At 48.0% G+C, this 19813-nt stretch carries 17 protein-coding genes and 1 pseudogene; 9 read left to right on the top strand and 9 right to left on the bottom strand.

The genetic code is table 11. The features are described 5' to 3' along the window. Together NG833_RS03800 and NG833_RS03805 are read left to right on the top strand one after the other, a co-directional pair. On the top strand, positions 1 to 205 hold a 205-nt coding region (locus NG833_RS03800), incomplete at its 5' end, for a hypothetical protein (protein ID WP_254564003.1). Then, positions 192 to 880: pseudogene (locus tag NG833_RS03805) on the top strand (IS1 family transposase). The gene NG833_RS03800 and the pseudogene NG833_RS03805, both read left to right, overlap by 14 nt. 180 nt (positions 881 to 1060) lie before the next feature. On the opposite strand, the gene NG833_RS03810 reads toward NG833_RS03805, so the two are convergent. The 3 genes from NG833_RS03810 to NG833_RS03820 all read right to left on the bottom strand — a co-directional run bounded on the left by NG833_RS03810 (position 1061) and on the right by NG833_RS03820 (position 5260). Further along, positions 1061 to 2080, bottom strand: a complete 1020-nt coding sequence (locus tag NG833_RS03810) for a hypothetical protein (protein ID WP_254564004.1) — start codon at positions 2078 to 2080, stop codon at positions 1061 to 1063. Between the two features lie 739 nt (positions 2081 to 2819). Continuing rightward, complete coding sequence (locus NG833_RS03815) at positions 2820 to 4004, bottom strand: hypothetical protein (protein WP_254564005.1); 1185 nt, start codon at positions 4002 to 4004, stop codon at positions 2820 to 2822. Positions 4005 to 4594: 590 nt separating this feature from the next. Continuing rightward, a complete protein-coding gene (locus NG833_RS03820; RefSeq protein WP_254564006.1) occupies positions 4595 to 5260 on the bottom strand; it encodes a dual specificity protein phosphatase family protein in 666 nt (221 codons plus the stop codon). 115 nt (positions 5261 to 5375) lie between these two features. Between NG833_RS03820 and egtC the strand changes: the two genes are divergently transcribed. The 3 genes from egtC (at position 5376) to egtD (ending at position 8698) form a co-directional block, all read left to right on the top strand. Continuing rightward, positions 5376 to 6182 carry an ergothioneine biosynthesis protein EgtC gene (gene egtC / locus NG833_RS03825; RefSeq protein WP_254564007.1) on the top strand — a complete coding sequence of 269 codons (807 nt, stop codon included), beginning with the start codon at positions 5376 to 5378 and terminating at the stop codon, positions 6180 to 6182. After that, a complete protein-coding gene (locus NG833_RS03830; RefSeq protein ID WP_254564008.1) occupies positions 6157 to 7437 on the top strand; it encodes an SUMF1/EgtB/PvdO family nonheme iron enzyme in 1281 nt (426 codons plus the stop codon). Before egtC ends, NG833_RS03830 begins: the two co-directional genes overlap by 26 nt. A gap of 208 nt (positions 7438 to 7645) precedes the next feature. Continuing rightward, positions 7646 to 8698 carry an L-histidine N(alpha)-methyltransferase gene (gene egtD / locus NG833_RS03835; RefSeq protein ID WP_254564009.1) on the top strand — a complete coding sequence of 351 codons (1053 nt, stop codon included), beginning with the start codon at positions 7646 to 7648 and terminating at the stop codon, positions 8696 to 8698. 85 nt (positions 8699 to 8783) lie between these two features. Here egtD and NG833_RS03840 read toward each other — a convergent pair whose 3' ends face one another. The 4 genes from NG833_RS03840 to NG833_RS03855 all read right to left on the bottom strand — a co-directional run bounded on the left by NG833_RS03840 (position 8784) and on the right by NG833_RS03855 (position 11962). Beyond that, entirely contained in the window at positions 8784 to 9185 is a 402-nt protein-coding gene (locus NG833_RS03840; protein WP_254564010.1) for a hypothetical protein, read from the bottom strand. A gap of 40 nt (positions 9186 to 9225) precedes the next feature. Beyond that, the gene (locus NG833_RS03845; RefSeq protein WP_254564011.1) at positions 9226 to 10107 is read right to left on the bottom strand and encodes an ABC transporter permease; all 882 of its coding nucleotides are present in this window, start codon (positions 10105 to 10107) and stop codon (positions 9226 to 9228) included. Positions 10108 to 10173: 66 nt separating this feature from the next. Further along, positions 10174 to 11193, bottom strand: a complete 1020-nt coding sequence (locus tag NG833_RS03850; protein WP_254564012.1) for an ABC transporter ATP-binding protein — start codon at positions 11191 to 11193, stop codon at positions 10174 to 10176. A gap of 214 nt (positions 11194 to 11407) precedes the next feature. After that, on the bottom strand, positions 11408 to 11962 hold the full coding sequence (locus NG833_RS03855; protein ID WP_254564013.1) for a Uma2 family endonuclease: 555 nt from the start codon (positions 11960 to 11962) through the stop codon (positions 11408 to 11410). Between the two features lie 252 nt (positions 11963 to 12214). On the opposite strand from NG833_RS03855, the gene NG833_RS03860 reads away from it, so the two are divergent. Together NG833_RS03860 and NG833_RS03865 are read left to right on the top strand one after the other, a co-directional pair. Then, entirely contained in the window at positions 12215 to 12916 is a 702-nt protein-coding gene (locus NG833_RS03860; protein ID WP_254564014.1) for a histidine phosphatase family protein, read from the top strand. 13 nt (positions 12917 to 12929) lie between these two features. After that, positions 12930 to 13994, top strand: a complete 1065-nt coding sequence (locus NG833_RS03865; RefSeq protein WP_254564015.1) for a nucleotidyltransferase domain-containing protein — start codon at positions 12930 to 12932, stop codon at positions 13992 to 13994. Between the two features lie 255 nt (positions 13995 to 14249). Here NG833_RS03865 and NG833_RS03870 read toward each other — a convergent pair whose 3' ends face one another. Beyond that, the gene (locus tag NG833_RS03870; RefSeq protein ID WP_254564016.1) at positions 14250 to 15230 is read right to left on the bottom strand and encodes a heme o synthase; all 981 of its coding nucleotides are present in this window, start codon (positions 15228 to 15230) and stop codon (positions 14250 to 14252) included. Positions 15231 to 15307: 77 nt separating this feature from the next. Beyond that, positions 15308 to 16228, bottom strand: a complete 921-nt coding sequence (locus NG833_RS03875; RefSeq protein ID WP_254564017.1) for a heme A synthase — start codon at positions 16226 to 16228, stop codon at positions 15308 to 15310. A gap of 601 nt (positions 16229 to 16829) precedes the next feature. Here NG833_RS03875 and NG833_RS03880 point away from each other — a divergent pair. Both NG833_RS03880 and ctaD read left to right on the top strand, forming a co-directional pair. Beyond that, positions 16830 to 17843, top strand: coding sequence for a cytochrome c oxidase subunit II (locus NG833_RS03880; RefSeq protein WP_254564018.1), 1014 nt, complete (start codon positions 16830 to 16832; stop codon positions 17841 to 17843). A 243-nt stretch (positions 17844 to 18086) separates the two neighbouring features. After that, positions 18087 to 19787 carry a cytochrome c oxidase subunit I gene (gene ctaD / locus NG833_RS03885; RefSeq protein ID WP_254564019.1) on the top strand — a complete coding sequence of 567 codons (1701 nt, stop codon included), beginning with the start codon at positions 18087 to 18089 and terminating at the stop codon, positions 19785 to 19787. Positions 19788 to 19813: the final 26 nt, after the last annotated feature.

Consider the following 19813-nt stretch of genomic DNA (forward strand, 5'->3'; position numbering starts at 1 on the left):
TGTTGTCATGAGTACCCCCGATCAACTCTCCCTATTTGACCTCAAAAAATACTCAACCCCATCACGCGATGGTAAACCGGACTGGTATTACGACACGCATGATGGGGTTGAGGACGAACCCTCTGTTAGCAAAAAAAAGGGCGTTGCACATCTATGGTATGATAGAGAGGTAGTCCGTACCCCTAGAGAATATGATTTGTCCTAAGTGTCAGTCCAGCAATATCAGTAAAAATGGCGTGAAGAGAGGAAAACAGAACCATATATGTAAGGATTGTGGTCGTCAATTTATCGAGGTCTATTCTCCAACAGGTTATCCCGAAGAAGTTAAACGACACTGTTTACATCTCTATCTTGAAGGGAATGGGTTTCGACGGATAGAAAGACTAACTGGAGTTTGTCATAACACGGTTATCAATTGGGTCAAAGCTGCGGCTAAGAGTTGACCACAAGACCCAGATTATGAAGAAATACCTGAAGTCTCCCAAGTTGATGAGTTACAGACTTATGTGGGTAAAAAAAACATAAAGTCTGGGTCTGGACCGCTGTAGACAAAAGGTTTCCCGGTATTTTAGCTTTTGTGGTCGGGGATAGATCCAAAGAAACATTTAAACCGTTATGGAAAATTATTGGAGGTTGGGGTGTTTCTTCTATGTAACGGATGGCTATGCAGTTTATCCTCAATTTATTGATGAACTTGACCATATAGTTAGCAAGCCCTCCATGACTCGGGTAGAAGGAGAAAACACGCGATTAAGACATTATCTAGCCCGTAAATACGAGAAAAACTTTATGTTATTCAAAATCTGTAGAAATGTTAACGATTTCTATCAGATTGCTTCTGTACTACCTGAAACATAGGACTATACCCCTCCCCAATTGAAGGAATTGAACCCTGTCCAATGGAATCATACCATAAATGTGCAACGCCCCCACCTCCAAAGTGAATTTCCAGGGGGACGGGGTTGGATGAGGTTTCCCTTTGCAGGGTAACGTAGCCGAGATCAGGGTAATAATTAAAGGTTTGAGGTTATAGATTCGGTCTGAATTAGGTGTTAAATGCTTAGTTTTTAGGGTCCCGATGTTCTGAAATTGAGGTTTCTAAGCCGAGGGTTTTGCCGGTGGCATCGGTGCGATAAACCCAGCGAGTGTCCCCATTGGATAAGACGATTCGCCAGCCTTTGACCGGGTTGCGATCGCAGACGGCTTGGGAATTGAGCAATCCTAGGCAACTGTCTCTCCAAGTTTGGGGGCTATATTCTGCGACTTGCAATTGATCCGGTGAAATCCCCACGGTTTTGATGAGGTCAGCTTTGACGAGGGTGACTAAACCCTCGGGCAAAGGGGGTTGCTCTAGGGGATCAAGGGTTGAAGATAAGGCGGAATTGAATAAGAGGACCTCTCCAGCGCGATCGACGTGATAAACCAGGCGTTCATTTCCAGCGGCGATCGCAATCTGCCAACCGGGGGTGGTTTCGCTATCACACTTTTGCCCCGATTCATCTACCTCTAGGCAGAGATTTGACCAATCCCGGACCTGAATCTGGGTAATGCTCAACTCGGCAATGTCCAACCCGGAACGACGGGCGGAGGCTTCTAAGACTGCATTGGCCACTTCTGTGGGAAGATAGCTAACCGGCACATCCGGGGTTTCCAGTTGCAGGGTCTGTCCCTGGGGATCGCTGCGATACACCCAGCGATCGGCGACGACAATCCGCCATTGCTTGAGGCTGGTTTCGGTACAATCCACGGTGGGATCCGAGTTGTCCTGGCACTCCAGAGGCTGGGATTCGAGACTGTACTCCGTAATCGAGAGTTCAGAGGGACTCATTCCCAGTTTGAGGGAAAGGTCTTGTTGAACCGCCTGGATCACTGCATCCGGGAGACGGTATGGGTCAATCGTTTGACGCAGGAGATTGCGCGTGTTGCGAACGAGTTGACCGGCGATCGCCATTGGATTGCTCACGGCACTAGCACTAGAAGTGACTTTGGGATGTACCTCTAGCAGTAAGACACCTGTCAGCATGACGGCGAGTACCAGCGGGTTAGGCTGTTTTTTACGGCGTTGTTCGTCCTGGTTCATAGCACTGCTCCGTTATCGGCGATGCCTAAATGCCTGTTGGAATTAATCCCGATTGCACGTTGCATCGTGGGGAAAGATCTCGATGGAGTTTCTGCGATCGGGTCAAACCTCAGATGTCAATTTAGACAACAACACCCGGGCTGCAAGTTCCGCAAACGCTCCTTCAATCATAAGGGTTGCGAGTTCCAGGATAACCCCACAACACAACACCTAAATCCAAGACTTTAGGCTGTCATCTAAGCCGACTTCAAATCACAAGATATTACTCGCAACCCACTCTTTTCATTACAGGGATCGGAGGAATTGAATGGAATTGGTGTTCGCTGTTTTATCCGAACCCGCCACACTATTGATCGGGCGTTTATGTAAAACCCGCTACGGGTATATTTTAAACTGTAACAGGATATGTCCCATAAATCAAGACGGGCAGCCCGATCGCGTTCATACACAAATCGTTCTGCCCCCTTGTAGCCCAGGCTACCTGAATTCAATTTATCCCCGTTTAGCTCCCCGGGTCCCTGTTCCATCTCGTTGCGCTCAGGCATTGATTCTGTCTGAAATCAGTCCCATAAAAAACCGGGTTTCTGGACAACATTTGGGCGAATTCGTCACTCCATTGCAATAGAAACCCGGTTTATAACTTCTCCTTTTCCCTCCATCTAAGTCACTTTTACTTCGGCTGAACCGCCTCATTTTCCTCTCAATTCATCCGAATTGATTCCCTCTCCTAACGGACCCTTTACCGGCCAATTTGACTCACCATGCGATTCCAGGATTGAATCACCGGCTGTAAATTGGCGGGTAGCTGTTCTTGGCTAATATCGGCATAGCGAATCGTACTCGAACGACTAGAAAGGGTAACCGTGATATAGTCGGCACTCCCCCGAGACTGAGCTACATTCAAACCGTTATAGCGATCGAATTGCTGCTGGGAAAGCAACCGTCGAAACGCCTGCACTTCTCGGGGCGAAATCCGACCGACTCGCCGCCCGGAATCATTGGCATTACCGGGTCCTTGTAAGACCTGCATCAATGTACCATTATTCATCAGGACCGTTTCATAAGTCTGTCCGGCGATTCCTCCACTGGAAATGGCCCGGAAGATGATTCCCCGGGTTAATGGTTCCGGCATTTCGTGAGTGGGAATTTGGGAGGAACTTGTCAGAGGCCGATTTGTAGCCGGTTGTGAGACAGGATTAGGACCCGATCGCGGTAAGCTGGACCGACCATCGTAAGCTTCAGATAAAATCACCGTGCGACCGGAGTTATCGGTGCGATAAATCCACCGCTGACCTGGGGTGCGATCGCTAATCACCGTCACTTCCCATCCCTCAACCAGGGCTTGAGTGCACATTCCCCCCGCTTGAGGAACCCCCAGACAGCCATCGGGCCAAGTTTGTCGCACCGCTTTCACAATCCGAAAATTGTTGATAGACATCCGCGCCCGACTAGAGACCGCTTGTAAGACAGCATTGGAAACCGATGTGGGTAACTCCGTACTCGCCGCATTCTGTCCCGATTCTAAGCGGACCGTTCGACCGTTCTCATCCGTGCGATACACCCAACGATTGTTATTTTCCGTCAGCACAAGCCGCCATCCATCGGTTCGCACTTGAGAGCAGAATTCGTTTGGTCCCGACAACCCGAGACAGGAATCGGGCCAAGTTTGGCGGGTTGCTTCCGTAATCCGGATTTGTCGTTCGGGGATATTTTGGCGACGCGACAGGTCACTAATCACCGCACTTTGCACCGATCTCGGGACATTATCCAGATCCAACTGGCGATCGCCCTTCGCAATCAAGCTCGCCGACTCTACTCCTAACCCTTGCCGGGTCACTTCGGCAGCGTTCAGTCCCCCTAAAGGGGCGATCAATCCAATCAACCCCATTAACACCAATGAAAAAAGAATTCGTTCAGATTTCATAAAACATTGATTCCTGTTTGTGTTCTAATAAATAGCATAGACGCTAGATTACAATTAAATGTTTACATATTTTTAAGCCGCCATAAAATAACCGATTTAGACAAAATTAAATCTCCATCGGGGGATTCATAAATCAGGGAGTATCCGTAATAGTAGGGTGGGCATTGCCCACCTTACTATTACGGATACTCCTCTAACAACCGAATAGGAATGATTTATTTTTTGAAATACCCTTGGGTGGCGGGGGGGGTGTTGGCGTTGGTCGAGTCTATGGTTACTCGATGAAGTTAACGCCCGGAAACGACTAAAGTCGTTACTACAAACGAAGAGATTTAGTGGTAGGGTGGGTTTGAGCCCACCTTACTATTACGGATACTCCTCTAACAATCGAATAGGAATGATTGATTTTTTGAAATACCCTTGGGTGGCGAGGGGGGTGTTGGCGTTGGCCGAGTCTATGGTTACTCGATGAAGTTAACGCCCGGAAACGACTAAAGTCGTTACTACAAACGAAGAGATTTAGTTTCTTCTGTGTTTGTAGTAACGACGAAGCACTTGAGGACAGTTCCGCCGCTGAGTCTATTCCTGAACTAAAATACCATGCTTTCTAATAACTTGCGCTGGGCTTGATTTAACTTAATCCAGGGTCGTGCTTTCTTTAACATCGCTTCCGCTTCCTGGGCATTTGTTGCCAATCCTTGGGTCATCAAAACTGCGGCGGCGACGGTGGCCGATCGCCCATGTCCAATGGCACAGTGAATGTAAACATTTCCCGGCCAATCCGCAATTTTTTGGACTAAGGCGCGGAATTCTTCTTCATCGGGAACATGAGCATCTAAAGTCGGTAAACAAAGATAGTCTTTCCCCACTAGCGCCGCTTTGGGTTCGGGGAACTCGGCGGTTAAATCCACCAATAAACTAATATCGGCGGGTAACTCATCCACAAAAGCCCGTCTTCCCATCCACAAACCCGGGGCGATATAATTATAACAGTCTTCTTGCAAAAACCGGCGCTGTAGATGCCAAAATCCCCAACAAAATAACAGGTAAGGGAATAATAAGACCACCGAAGGGATTGCCAGTTGTCCATCGGTTGAGCGCTTGCCAAAAATTTTATACCCCAGTTTCAGATAAGCAGCGGCCACTATTAAAAAATCAACTCCTAACCACGCGAACAACCATCCGAATCCGCCTAATTGCTCTCCCAGGGTGAGCAGTCCGGTCCCCAAAATGACAAACAAAAAAATATACTTCATGGATCTGTGTAGGTTGCCTATCTTGACAAGGGTTTTAAGTCATCGGAGCAAAGTTTGAACTTCACTCGGGACTGATTTGCTCTATAATTTTACAGAGTCAAATCCAAAATTTACTATGTGTCGTTTACTTGCCTACTTAGGCCGACCGATTCAACTCGACTGCCTACTCCTGAAACCTGAACATTCCCTGGTAGCGCAAAGCTATCAACCCCGAGAGATGACTTCCGGAGTCGTCAACGCCGATGGGTTTGGCATCGGATGGTATGATTCGGACCCGGAGGTTGACCCCTTTCTCTACAAAAATCTGCTGCCGATTTGGAATGATACGAACCTGCCGCATCTGAGTCGGTATATTGAAACCGGAACCTTCCTCGGATGTGTCCGCAGTGCGACTGCCGGACAGGATGTGACGTTGAGCAATTGTCCGCCGTTTGGCGATCGCGGTATCCTCGCGGTTCACAACGGATTTATCGAAAACTTCCGCAAAACCCTGTATCGTCCAATTCGCAACAAGCTAGAGGATGATATTTACCAGCAAATTAGCGGGACGACGGACACCGAACATATTTTTGCCCTATTTCTATCCCTTTTAGATGTCACGGCAGATCATCACCCGCAAGCGCATCCCCCCCTCACTTCTGCATTGCACAGTACCTTAAGGATTTTAACAGAACTCGCCAGACCCGAAGGGGTGAAATTTTCGGCGAATTTTATCATCACTGACGGACATCAATTGGTTGCCTCGCGCTTTGCTAATCAGACGGGTGCACCGTCTTTGTATTGGTTACGGGATGATCCGAACTTTCCCGAGTCGGTGATGATTGCCTCGGAACCTTTGTTCGAGGGAGACTGGAATAAATGTCCGGAAGAAAGTATTATTACGGTGGGGGAGAACCTTGACATCAATATCCATCAAATCTAAGGCGATCGCCTCCGGGGTACTCCGTGACCCTGCTGCGGTGCGAGAGCAACTCCGCGAATCGATGCATCACTGTCGTCTGGGCACCCTCAAGCTCTTTGAGTCGATGGATGAGGCGACATTTCGCTGTCAAGTCCATCCCGATTTTAGTCCCGTGGGGTGGCACTTAGGACATATTGGATTTACCGAAGGATTATGGTTGCTGGAACGCGGTGCAGGAATGTCGCCCTTATTTCCCCAATATCGGCAACTGATGGCACAGGATGGATTGCCGAAACATCAACGAGTTAAGTTGCCACCGTTGCCGGAGATTCTGGATTATATTTCGGCGGTGCGATCGCAGGTTTTTGAGTCTTTAAAAACCGCTGATTTGGACAAACAAGAGCGAATTTGGCGGTTTATCCTACAGCATGAAAGTCAGCATACGGAAACCATTGCCTTTGTTTTGCAATTGCAGAAATGGGCGATGGGAAAAGGAGAGGAGGCGATCGCCAATGCTTCCGAATTGCCGACTCAAGCTGTTCCCATTCCTGCCGGAGAGTTTTTGTTCGGAAACGATGGACCCGATGCCTTGGATAACGAGCAGTCCCCCCAACGATTGTACCTGCCCGATTACACCATTGACCCCTATCCCGTCACCTGTGAACAATATCGGCAATTTATACAATGCGGAGGATATCAAACGCGGGATTGGTGGTCCAATGCCGGTTGGGACTGGTTACAAGGCGCACAAGTGACTCAACCCCTGTATTGGCGAGATGAACCTGTGTTTAATCATCATCCCGTCTGCGGCGTGAGTTACTATGAAGCAGAAGCGTATGCGCGATTTGTCGGGAAACGACTCCCTACGGAAGCGGAATGGGAAAAAGCGGCCTGTTGGGACCCAGTAACCCAGACCCAGCGCATCTATCCTTGGGGGGATGAATTTCCCACGGGCGATCGGTGCAATCATGATAATCACCACGCTCAAACCACCCCGGTTAATCGTTATCCCGAAGGGGTTAGCGCCTACGGATGTTATGACATGATGGGAAATGTCTGGGAATGGACCTCTAGCTGGTTTGCCCCCTATCCCGGATTTCAACCCTATCCCTACCCCGGATACTCCCAAATCTATTTTGACCAACAGCATCGCGTATTACGCGGCAGCAGTTGGGCGACTCGTCCTTGGGCGATGCGCGGCAGTTTCCGCAACTGGTATCATCCTTGGATGCGACAGATTTTAGCAGGATTTCGCTGTGTTGGGGGAAGTGATTAATAGGAATTATGCAAACCCATCGGATTAATTAGAGTTCGCGATTAGTAAGGAAATTTATTCCTAAAGCAGGAACTTTTCCCCCTAGTCTTCCCAGAAAATGAGACAATATAAGAACGGCGATCGTAATTCTAATCAGTCTCATAAGCAATGAGATAACTGATAGAACCGTGAGCCGGATTTGTTCATGCCTCCACCCCAAACAATACGGATGAAATTTGCAAAACCGTCTGAGACCCCAGAGTTAGCCACCCGGGTTGACTTTGAACCGGCTATTCTATCTGAACGCTTGCGGCTAGAAAGATTAGTCAGTCCCACCCTTTCTTCCACAGAAATCGATAACGGTTCTGATGTAATTCAGGGGTTAACCCAGACGCAAAAAACGCTTTCCCCCCGCTATTTTTATGACGATCGCGGTTCTCATTTATTTGAGCAAATCTGCGACTTACCTGAATATTACCCCACTCGGACTGAAGCAGCAATTTTACAGAATTGTTCAGCAGAAATTGCCCAAATCACGGGTTCAAGCGAAATTGTAGAACTCGGCAGTGGCAGTTCCACCAAAACTCGAATTCTGTTAGATGCATACTCCAATCTGGGATATCCCCTGCGTTATCTGCCGATTGATGTCAGTGGCGGAATGTTAGAAAGTAGCGCCAATCAGTTACTTTTAGATTATCCCTCATTGCAGGTGCATGGTTTAGTTAGCACCTACGAATTAGCCCTAGCGAACTTGACGCCCGCCCTGCTTCCCACTCGCACCCTCTGCTTTTTAGGCAGTACCTTGGGCAATTTGACTCCAGAAGAATGCGATCGCTTTTTTGCCGATATTGTTCAGGCCCTAAAAGTTGGAGAATATTTCCTGTTAGGAATTGACCTGCATAAATCTCCAAACATTTTAGAGCCTGCTTATAACGATGCTCAAGGGGTAACCGCCGAATTCAATCAAAATGTGCTGCATCATTTGAATTGGCGCTTTGATGGCAATTTTAAACCCGACCAGTTTGAGCATTGGGCATTTTATAACGAAGGGCAACATCAAATTGAAATGCACTTACGAAGTCGGCGAACCCAAACCGTGCAACTGCGCGCTTTGGATTTAATCGTTGAATTTAAACCGGAAGAAACCATCCTCACGGAAATTTCCCGCAAATTCGATTTAGATGAAATGCATCAGTATTTGCAACAACAAGGGTTGACCACGGTTAAAACTTGGACCGACCCGAATGATTGGTTTGGGTTAGTTTTGGCCCAAGTGCGATAAAACCACTCAATCCTCACTTCAAACAATAAACGCCGATGGAAGCTAATCCATCAGCGTTTATGGCTAATTTATGAACCCAACTCAGTTAACGAGTACCCCCAGGACGTAAATCCGGGTTGGGTATCGCTTCTTCTTCAGAAAGTTCCGGTTGTTGATTGTTATGCAGCATTTCCAATTGTCGAGAACGAAAATCCGCTGCTGCATCATTGATACTTTGCTGTTGCTGGAGATTGAATTCCTGCATACTGCGGGTGGTTCCGAATTGAGCGCGATGAATCAAATCCAATACATTCATCTGCTGTCCATCCCCACTTGTCGATTCAAAGGGATTTTTTTGAAGCTGAATTTGGGGTTCTAGTAAATCACTGGCGCGGTTCGTTTCTTCTGCTGCCGCAGACTCAGGTAACATTACGGCAGTCATGGCGATCGCCGCCAGGGTTCCGAGTGAAATTCGAGCAGTTGCCTTCAAAGTGAACTTTGATTTCATAGGTTTGTCAGGTGAACCATTGATGATACCGACCATTCTACTAAGCAAAAGTTCTCCGGAGTAGGGGTTGAATGCTCAATAATGCCACTGCTGCAAATCCGGCGAGGATTCCCAATGCACCGCCAAAGCTGACTTCTCCCCAAGGGGCCTGCATGACGATGCTGCCCAGGGTCCAGTCAGAATGGAGGTACAGATAGCGAATCGGTTCGATCGCATAACTCAGGGGATTTAAGGTAGCAACAATTTGCAACCATTTCGGCATAAAGGAAAGCGGCGCTAATGCTGTACTGGCAAACAATAGCGGCAAGTTAATCACGAAAATCACCGCCAGCAATTCGATATGTCCCGGTAAGGCAAAGGCTAATCCCAGACTCAATCCGGTGACGCCTAAAACCAACAGCAGGGTAATAAAGGCGATCGCCCCCAATCCAAATCCTCCTGGTAATCCCGCCCCCATAAAGGCCCCGGCAGTCACAATCACCGCAGTTTGAATCAAGCTCAACAGCAAAATATAAATTGCCGAAGCTACGACAATCGAAAACCGAGTCGAGAGGGGGGCAACCAGGAGGCGATTCAGAAAGCCAAATTCGCGATCAAACATAATCGGCAATCCCGCATTTAACGCCCCAGAAAAGGCAGTAAACACAATCACCCCCGCCCCTAAAAATTGGGCATAATTCACACTCTCGCCAAACATTCCTTGGGGAGCATTTTGAAACAAAGCACCGAATAGAATCAACCACATCAAAGGCTGAATCACCCCGGCAATTAACGTAGAAGGACGGCGCTGTAATTGAATAAACAGCCGTTTGGTCAGGGCCAAGGTTTCCTGAGTAAATTCTCCGATGGGGCTACTGGAAGGAATCTCAAGCCCGGGGTTACTTAAGGTTGTAGCTGGATTTGGTGTAACGGTTTGACTCATAATCTGATTGTTTATGGTATTTTTTGCAGTTGAATTAGCAGGGGAAAAACCCAATTGGGCATGATGTTATCGCATATTCTGTTTGCGTTCTTTTTTCGGGTCGCGAGTTCCTGCTGCGGCAATTTCTGCATCTAACAGGGTGCGACCCGTGGCCGTGAGATAAACATCATCTAAACTGGGTCGAGATTGGGCAATTCCAAAGGTGGGTAACCCCGCATCTCGTAAGGCTTGCTGAATGGTTAATAGGGCATCACTTTGGGATTTGACCACCAAATTCAGGGAATTGCCTTGGGCGTTATTGATGATAATTTCTTCTACAAACGGCAGGGGTTCGAGTAAGGATTTGGCTTGTTGCGCCTCTTCTATTGGGGAGAATTCCCGGATGCGTAGGGTAATGCGATCGCCTCCGACTTTATCTTTTAAGGCAGAGGGAGTGCCGCTATCAATCACTTGACCGCGATCGATAATGGCTACGCGATCGGCCAAGGCATCAATTTCTTCCAGATAATGACTGGTAATCAACACCGTTGTCCCATTCTCGCGCAACTGCCGCAGAAATCCCCATACTGCCATGCGAGTCTCAATATCCAATCCCACGGTGGGTTCATCCAAGACTAAAACATCCGGTTGGTGCAACAATCCTGCCGCCAAATCCAGACGCTTCTTGAGACCCCCAGAATATTTGCCCGTTTGGCGATCGGCCCATTCGTCCAATCCTAACAAGGCGAGGACCGTCTTAATTCTATCTTTTGCTAAAGATTTGGGAATATGATATAATGCCGCTTGCAATTCCAACAGTTCGCGACCCGTCAGCACCTTATCTAACGCCACTTCCTGGGCCACATAACCCAGTTTGGTGCGGGCCAATTTAGGATTTGCCACCACATCAATGCCAGAAACCTCCAGACGACCGGCATCCGGGGTGACCAGACTGCACAAACAGCGAATGGTGGTGGTTTTGCCTGCACCATTGGGACCCAATAGCCCGAAGATTTCACCGGGAGCAATTTGGAACGAGACGTCTTTGACCGCTTCCACGGTTCCGTAACGCTTTTGCAGGTTTTCGATTAAAACAGCAGGGGCCATGAGTTTCTTAATCCGAACTTGATACAAATCTACACACTCTGTAATTTTATTTTAAACGCTTTATGGTATATCCGGAGTAAAAATTTCAGAATGGGGCCTCTCAGTCTGAGGGATTAGGCTGGATCAAGGGTTGGCGGTGGATGGGGTGAATTGGGAGAAGGGGATAGGATGGATCATGCCTAAATTGCTAAAGTTTCGGCAATTCTTGCAGGGGTTAAGGAATTTTAGCGTCATCAAAAATCTGGGCGGGAGTGAATTCTAATCCGGGGAATAATTCATCGGTAATGACTTCATCTCCCTGTTTGGTTTGGGGGGGAGAATCGGGATAGAAAATAGTTATAGTTTTGACTTGAGCATCAATAACCCAGACGCGAGAAATTCCGGCATTTAAGTAATCGATCGCCTTGCCACTGATTTCGCCAAAACTTTGGTCCGGTGAAATAATTTCAATGGCTAATTCAGGAGGAACGGGACAGGGTTCATCCAGGATGCGATCGCGAGACAGGCGAGCATCTGAGATATACAGCAAATCAGGGATGGGTGCCCAGTCTTGACCCTTGCGTTTGAGTCTTATGGCCCACTCAATTCCCACCTCACCCCGGTTTTGATGCCATTGCGTCAGCAGTAGAAACAGGATGCCCGTTAATCTTGAATGAAATCGTTTCGGTGACATTTTGGGTTTAGCTTCTCCATCAACCAGTTCGTAAGTAAGATCCCCTTCCGGTAAAGCAAAAAATTCTTCTAGGGTCAGCTTGGCTTTGACTTCCACGGTACCTCCTGTGATGTTAATCTCTGTTCATTGTAACAGGTTACTCCGGCTTGTACAAGTTATGGGAATTAGGATGAATAAGATCCCTTTGGGTATCTGGAACCCCTGGGATTGAATTTTATCAAGGGCCGTCCCCGATTGTTGATTCAAAAATGATTTAAAAACCTGTATTGACAAAATTCCCGGAAAACCTGATCATGTGAATAATGTAAAGTAAAACTGATAATTCCATAGATTTGAGGACCCCCATTAATGAGTACACAATCTCTCCATAAAATAACTGATTACACAGACTTCCCCAGGAGCGGTTCGATGAGGTGGGAAGATATATATCAGCGCCTCGAAAGTCCTATCGTCTTTCCCCAGATCGTAGATTTACATTTAATCCGTCATGCTCAAACCGAAACCAATGCTAAAAAACTGATTACAGGCTCTCTGAATGTTGAACTAACCAAGCAAGGTGAAGAGCAGGCTAGAAGTCTGGGGTTAAAGCTTGACCCCCACTACGAGGTCGGCTTTTGCTCTGATTTACACCGTTCGCAAAGGACTCTTGATTTAGCTGTGGAACAGGGTCAAGTTAGGGTTGATGAAATTTTTAAAGATTTTAGACTAAATGAGCGCAGACTCGGGGTATTGGAAGGCCAGAAATTCCACTGGATTCCCGAATATGAGGCGGGAGATCTGAATTATGCGCCTGAAAATGGAGAAAGTTATCGAGAAGTTAGTAGACGAATCCTTGCTTTTTTAATTGATTTAGCGGATCAGGTTTTAAATCAACGGGTTAATAAAATCCTGATCAGTGGACACATGGGGCCGATGAGAATCATGGTGGGTATCCTAGAAAATCGAGAAAATGCCTCTGATGTCATGGGATTGTCTTTTCCAAATGCTGAAGTGTTAAAATTTAGCTGGAGCGCGTTGAAGCTCCCCCGTTTTCTACAAGATAGTCACTAAATAAAGGTGGTTCATGAATCAAGTTAAAGATCCCGAATATCCTTATCAACGGCAATGGAGGATACCCTCAGTCGATATTGATCGATATCAGACACTCCAGGAAAATTGGGAGGCATCAAAAAACTTAATTATTCAAATCAGAGAGGCCCTGTCTAGGGCAGAGCTTCATCCAGATGTTTACACCGTTGCCGCAGCAGGCTCTATCGGAAGAATGGAAGCATCTCCCGAAGTTTCTGATGCTGACCTGATTATCGTGTTATCTGACAATGTGGAAGAGCTAGGCTTAGAGGAAGCAACGAAGGCTTATGATTCGGTCTGGAATGCTCTGGCTGAACTTAAAATCCAAAAACCCAAACCAACAGGAGTTTTTGCCGGGGCTACGACCCAAAAGGAACTTTTAGACTCTGTAGGAGATGCCCAGGAAAATTATGGAGTTTTTGGAAAACGCCTGTTGTTGCTTTTGGAAACACAACCGCTTTATAAAAATGAAAATTATAGCGGATTAATGGGGATAATTGTAGATAGGTATGCAGCAGGATATGTGACAGAAGATTCTAAAAAAGAATGGACTTTTCTTTTAAATGACCTCATTCGATACTTTAGGGCGATCGCTGTCAACTACCAATGGAGTTTTGACAAGGAAGCAGAGAAGTGGCCGCTTCGGAATGTTAAACTTCGCCACAGTCGAATTGTCATGTACAGTGGTCTTCTATTTTTACTCGGGCAAGCGAGTACCGAACGTCAGGATAAAGTCTCCTGGTTAAAGGAACGATTAAAAATGACGCCACTAGAACGGTTAGCCTGGGTTTATGAAGAAAATCGAGAATGGAATTTTCATCGAATTGCTGGAAGTTATGATGTGTTTCTCTCTCTCCTCAATAATGAAGAAGTGCGCCAGGATCTCAATGTAGATCCAGTCGAGCAACAAGATGATAATTCGTACAAAGAACGGTATAAAATACCAGAATTTGCCTTATTAAAATCCAATTCTGATGGCTTGATTGCCGAGCTTTTACGGTTTATCTTCGCCCGACGGGGAGTTTGGACTGAGCGTTTTTTTGAATATCTCATTTTCTAAGCCCAGGTGAGCCATTCTGACGGGGGAACTGGATAACCGTTACAGGACTTATGCCTTTGGGGATAGCCAACCCTAAATGTAGAGGCGATTCGCGAATCGCCTCTACATTTAGGATTTAATGTTAAAGATGGTAGGCGTCCTTATTCCCTGAAAATTCCCCAAAAAATTAGGGGTAGGCAATTGGCCCACCCCATCCCACAATTTCTGTGGTTTACTAACCGATTTAGGTTAGTTTTATTGGTAATTAACTACTCATTACATCACACTGATCGCACTAATTAAAACCTGGACATTCTGACTGATCGCCGCCGTTACTTGATGAGTCACGGGCAAACTATCCACCACCATTCCGGCAGATAATAACATCAGATATAAAATCGAGTATTTAAACAGCGATCGCGCTTTGTCTCGGTCAGTGGGGGCTTGCAACAACTCCCAGGCTTTCTTGGCAAAAATTGCCCCTAAAAATACCGCCAATGCTGCATAGACCATTCCACTGGTATGCAAGGGATAAGTCAGCCCGAGGGTTAATGGCAAAAGCAATAAAGTATAATACCAGATTTGACGGGCAGTTTCTTCATCTCCCTTAATTACCGGCAACATGGGGACATTGACGGCAGCATAGTCATCGCGAATCATCATCGCTAATGCCCAGAAGTGGGGTGGTGTCCAGAGAAAAATGATAGCGAACATTACCCAAGGTGCCCAACTCAAGTCTCCGGTGACTGCCGCCCAACCGACTAACGGGGGAATTGCCCCAGCAGCGCCTCCAATGACGATATTTTGGGTACTGTGACGCTTGAGTAAATGGGTATAGATGGCGACGTAGAAGACGATTCCCGACATGGCTAGAAGTGCGGCGAGTAAGTTCGCAAACACTGTCAGCAGGGTAAACGAGGTGACTGCTAGGGCGATCGCAAAAATCAGGGCATCCCGAGGTTGCACTCGACCCGAAGGTAAGGGTCGATGACGAGTGCGTTCCATGATGTAATCGATATCGCGATCGTACAAACAGTTAATTGTATTCGCTGAGGCGGCAGCTAAAGCCCCGCCCGCCATTGTTACTAACACTAACAGGGGATCGACTTCTCCATTGGCCGCGACCCAGAGTCCGGATGCTGTGGTAATCAGCAGCAACAGAATAATTCGAGGTTTGGTTAACTGGTAGTAACTTTTCAGCACTTGCAACAGAGTTTCATGATGCCGTTGTGTACCAGTTGCGATGATTTCTTGCATGATAAATATTATGTTTCCTTTCAGCAGTCAAGAGGCTGGGCCATTGCATCGAAATACAGTTGATGATGGAAAAATTCTCAAACCCGAACGCTTCCGGCGCGATCGCGCAGTGCTAAGACGGTAAACGCCACCAGGGTTCCGAGTAAGGCTGCACCCGTGGCTTGGTGAAACACCGTGAGCAGTTCCACTTGCAGATGTTCGTAAAAGGTAGCAATCCCTAAGCCAATTTGCAAGAGTAACAACATACCGGCCCACCTTGCGAGTTGTCGTAATTTAGGATGCAATGCCGGAGTTCGGAATGCCAAGACCACTAAGGCGAGAATCGTGACGGTCGGGGGAACAACCCCCAGAATGTGACTATTCATCACGGTGCATAGCTGATTGTAGCCGAAACATTGATGAAGCGCCCATTGGGAACCGACTAATCCCCCGAGTAAACTTTGGACGTAAACAAAAATTGCTGCAAACAGACCAATCCAGGGGAGTTTACCCACATTGCCAGTCCCTTGATAGGGTAACAGTGCCATGCCGATGATTAACAGGGTGGTGAAAAATAAGAGGGCAGTTCCCAGATGAGCGGTTACAATGTCAAATCGCAGCAGTTCGGTGACGGTGAGTCCGCCTAAGACGGCTTGAAAGACGATTAAACCCAATGCGCCGGTGGAGGCAAAGGGTAGCCAACCGGGGAGTTCGCGGCGATCCCACCAGGATAATCCGGCTAAGGCGATCGCGCTGATGCCGATTAACCCCGCATCTAAGCGGTGAAACCATTCCAAGAACACCTGAAGATTCATCTGCTGGGTGGGGACTAACTGACCATAACAAAGCGGCCAGTCTGGACAAGCCAGACCCGCATTCATCACCCTTGTTGCACTGCCGACTGCCATTAATAGCAGGGTCGCGATCGCAATTTTCCAGACCAAGCGACGAATCCGATCCCGAGGGGGGGAGTCAGTGGGTGCGATCGCCGGATGTCGATCAACGACTGAGTTCGCCATAATTGCTACTCCTTCGCGTCATTTTCGTTCCTTATGTTAAATTAACACTGAGTAATTATTCTGATGTAGTTTATCCTTTCCCTCAAATCAAACAACCCCAGTCTTTTTCTACAGTAGCGAGTCAGAACCGAGAGCGACAAGCCTTTTCCCTAATTTTCCCTCCCCAAAAAATTGCCCGGATTTCCTGACAATCTCTCCCCTAAAGTTAACCTTTCTTCACAAATCCCCGTTCGTAGTGACGGTTTCAACCGTCATCCCTCCCCGTTCAAGGTTTCAACCGTCATCCCTCCGATGTTCGTAGTGACGGTTTCAACCGTCATCCCTCCGATGTTCGTAGTGACGGTTTCAACCGTCATCCCCGTTCACTGCCGAAAACATTCACCCATAACAACAGTGCAATCCCCCGGCCCTCCACGAACCATTCCCCAAAAACCCCTCAATTTATCCCCTCTCTGTGACAAATTGAGGGACGGAATATACCAACAACCGATACAGAGGACCCGAAAAATTGCTAACTTAGCAAATGGAGTCATAAAAAACTGTTGCAAGACAGCACTCGGAGTCGCCGACTGCGGCAAAATTTCTCATCAAGGAGGTTGAAGTGAAAGTACCCAGTGCTATTTGGACGATGATCGCAGGCATTACCATCACCCTGGTAAGCTTGTGGGTCGGCCAGAATCATAGTCTCATGCCCGTTGCCGCCTCAGAAGAAGCGCCCCGGATTGATGCACTATTTAACACGATGATGACCATTTCCACAGGTCTCTTCCTGATTGTGCAAGGGATCATCGTGATTTCCATTTTCAAATTTAGAAAACGGGCCAATGACAATACCGATGGGCCACCCATTCACGGCAACGTTCCCCTAGAAATTCTCTGGACTGCGATCCCGGCGATTATCATCATGGGGATCGGGGTCTACAGTTTTGAAATTTACAATTCAATGGGGGGCCTAGACCCGATGGCATCCCATGAGTCTCATGTTGCCCATAAACACCAGCCCGGGGCTGCGATCGCCGCCTCCTTACCCTCGGATGAACCTGGCATGGCCCCCAGTAAAGCACCAGGTAAACTGGTCGCCCTGGGCGTTGGGGCCTCCCCCGGCACCCAAGGCCAAGACCCGTTTGTCAGTGTCAACGTCCTCGGACTCCAGTTTGCCTGGATTTTCACCTATCCCAACAGTGGGGTTACCTCTGGAGAATTGCATCTTCCGGCAGGAAAAGAGGTGGAACTGACGATTAGCGCCAGTGATGTGATCCACTCCCTGTGGATTCCGGAATTTCGCCTGAAACAAGACGCCATCCCCGGACGAGAAAGCGAGTTGCGCTTCGTACCCCAAATAGTCGGGGAATACTCGGTGGTTTGCGCCGAACTCTGTGGGTCCTATCATGGCGGGATGAAAACCCGCGTGATTGTACAGTCGGAAGAAGATTTCCAAGCTTGGTTACAGAGTCAGATTGTGGCGCAATCTGAGGGACTGGAAACTGTGGCATTGAATCCAGCAGACTTATCGGAAACGGACTATCTGCAACCTTTGGCTGCTGAGATGGGGATTGATGGAGAGACCCTCAATCAACTCCATGCCGAACACCATCTGGGCGATCGGGCGATTTAACTCCGCCGATGTCTTGATCAGGAATCCGGTTGTGATATGTCTATAAAAACCCGCAGGTTAAAACCTGGGGCTATACGGACGAAGCCCGCCTGCGCGGGCTAAAGAGCGAAAACCGACTTGAGACAACCGGATTTGGTATTAGTTGTGGCGGGGAGATGCAACTCGCCCTTTAACCTGGAACGAGTGACCTATCATCCCTTATCAGCAGGGGAACTCAGACGCATCAGTAATAACAATTGATTTATGGCACAAGTAACTGAACCCGAAACCGATAACCTCGGGGAAACCCTGGCTGTAGAAGCCGGTGGACATACCCCTTGGCGAGAATACTTTAGCTTTAGTACGGACCATAAGGTGATCGGGATTCAATACCTGGTCTGCACCTTCATTTTCTATCTGATTGGCGGTGCATTAGCCACCGCTGTTCGGACCGAATTGGCAACTCCGGACTCGGATTTTGTCAGTCGCGAACTCTATAACGGTCTGTTTACGATCCATGCCACGGTGATGATTTTTCTGTGGATCGTGCCTGCGGGGACCGGGGCCTTTGGCAACTACCTGATTCCCCTGATGATTGGGGCGCGGGATATGGCTTTCCCCCGGTTGAATGCGATCGCCTTTTGGCTGATCCCCCCCGGCGGAATCCTGCTATTATCTAGCTTCTTCGTCGGTGCAGCCGGTGCCGGTTGGACCTCCTATCCCCCGTTAAGTACCACTGGGGAAAAAGCAGGCGAATTTATCTGGATTTTGAGCGTTCTTATCCTGGGAACCTCCTCCATTTTGGGCGGGATCAACTTTTTGACCACCATCCTGAAAATGCGGATGCCCGGAATGGGATTAAATGATATGCCCTTGTTCTGCTGGGCAATGCTGGCAGCTTCGGCTTTGATTTTAATCTCAACGCCGGTGTTAGCGGGGGCATTAATTCTGTTGGCATTTGACTTGATTGCCGGAACTGCCTTTTTCAATCCAATGGGCGGTGGGGACCCGGTGGTTTACCAGCATATGTTCTGGTTCTATTCCCACCCGGCGGTTTATATCATGATTCTGCCCATTTTTGGGATGATTTCTGATATTTTGCCGGTGCACGCCCGCAAGCCAATTTTTGGTTATCAGGCGATCGCCTATTCCAGTATGGCGATTAGCTTTCTGGGCTTAATTGTCTGGGCGCACCATATGTTCACCAGTGGTACCCCCGGTTGGTTACGGATGTTCTTCATGGTCGCAACCATGATTATTGCCGTTCCCACAGGCATTAAAGTGTTTAGCTGGTTAGCCACAGTTTGGGGGGGCAAACTTCGCCTCAACAGCGCCATGCTGTTCGGGTTGGGTTTCGTCTCCATGTTCGTGATTGGGGGTCTGAGTGGGATTATGATCGCCTCGGTCCCGTTTGATATTCACGTTCACGATACCTATTTCATTGTCGCCCACTTGCATTATGTGCTGTTTGGCGGCAGTGTCTTCGGTCTGTATGCCGGGATTTATCACTGGTTCCCGAAGATGACAGGGCGGATGATGAACGAATTTCTGGGCAAATTGCATTTTGTCTTAACCTTGGTTGGGTTTAACCTCTGCTTCCTGCCGATGCATTATCTGGGACTGCAAGGGATGCCGCGTCGGGTGGCGGAGTATGACCCCAAATTTGCCACGGTCAATTTAATTTGTACCGTGGGCTCTTATATTTTGGCAGTTTCTACTTTCCCGTTGATTATCAATGCGGTGTGGAGTTGGATCGGAGGTGCGAAAGCATCGGGCAATCCCTGGGATGCTTTAACGATGGAGTGGCAGACGGCTTCCCCTCCTCCGGTGGAGAATTTTATTGGGGAACCTGTCCGGTTGACTGGGCCTTATGATTACGGCATGGGCGATCGCAACCCGAACGTCCAAATGCCTGAGTCCCAAGCGAATACTCCCATGCTATCCGGGGGACCGACGGTTTCCTAGGGAACTCCAAAAAATAAACTATCCAA

The organism is Oscillatoria sp. HE19RPO (assembly GCF_024220515.1).
Taxonomy (GTDB): domain Bacteria; phylum Cyanobacteriota; class Cyanobacteriia; order Cyanobacteriales; family Laspinemataceae; genus Laspinema.

Bases quoted from the DNA above. Each gene is read 5' to 3' on its own strand.
- NG833_RS03815 (WP_254564005.1), bottom strand. From the start codon at position 4,004: ATGAAATCTGAACGAATTCTTTTTTCATTGGTGTTAATGGGGTTGATT.
- NG833_RS03860 (WP_254564014.1), top strand. From the start codon at position 12,215: ATGAGTACACAATCTCTCCATAAAATAACTGATTACACAGACTTCCCC.
- NG833_RS03875 (WP_254564017.1), bottom strand. From the start codon at position 16,228: ATGGCGAACTCAGTCGTTGATCGACATCCGGCGATCGCACCCACTGAC.
- NG833_RS03845 (WP_254564011.1), bottom strand. From the start codon at position 10,107: ATGAGTCAAACCGTTACACCAAATCCAGCTACAACCTTAAGTAACCCC.
- ctaD (WP_254564019.1), top strand. From the start codon at position 18,087: ATGGCACAAGTAACTGAACCCGAAACCGATAACCTCGGGGAAACCCTG.
- NG833_RS03865 (WP_254564015.1), top strand. From the start codon at position 12,930: ATGAATCAAGTTAAAGATCCCGAATATCCTTATCAACGGCAATGGAGG.
- NG833_RS03850 (WP_254564012.1), bottom strand. From the start codon at position 11,193: ATGGCCCCTGCTGTTTTAATCGAAAACCTGCAAAAGCGTTACGGAACC.
- egtD (WP_254564009.1), top strand. From the start codon at position 7,646: ATGAAATTTGCAAAACCGTCTGAGACCCCAGAGTTAGCCACCCGGGTT.
- NG833_RS03810 (WP_254564004.1), bottom strand. From the start codon at position 2,080: ATGAACCAGGACGAACAACGCCGTAAAAAACAGCCTAACCCGCTGGTA.
- NG833_RS03870 (WP_254564016.1), bottom strand. From the start codon at position 15,230: ATGCAAGAAATCATCGCAACTGGTACACAACGGCATCATGAAACTCTG.
- NG833_RS03820 (WP_254564006.1), bottom strand. From the start codon at position 5,260: ATGAAGTATATTTTTTTGTTTGTCATTTTGGGGACCGGACTGCTCACC.
- egtC (WP_254564007.1), top strand. From the start codon at position 5,376: ATGTGTCGTTTACTTGCCTACTTAGGCCGACCGATTCAACTCGACTGC.
- NG833_RS03840 (WP_254564010.1), bottom strand. From the start codon at position 9,185: ATGAAATCAAAGTTCACTTTGAAGGCAACTGCTCGAATTTCACTCGGA.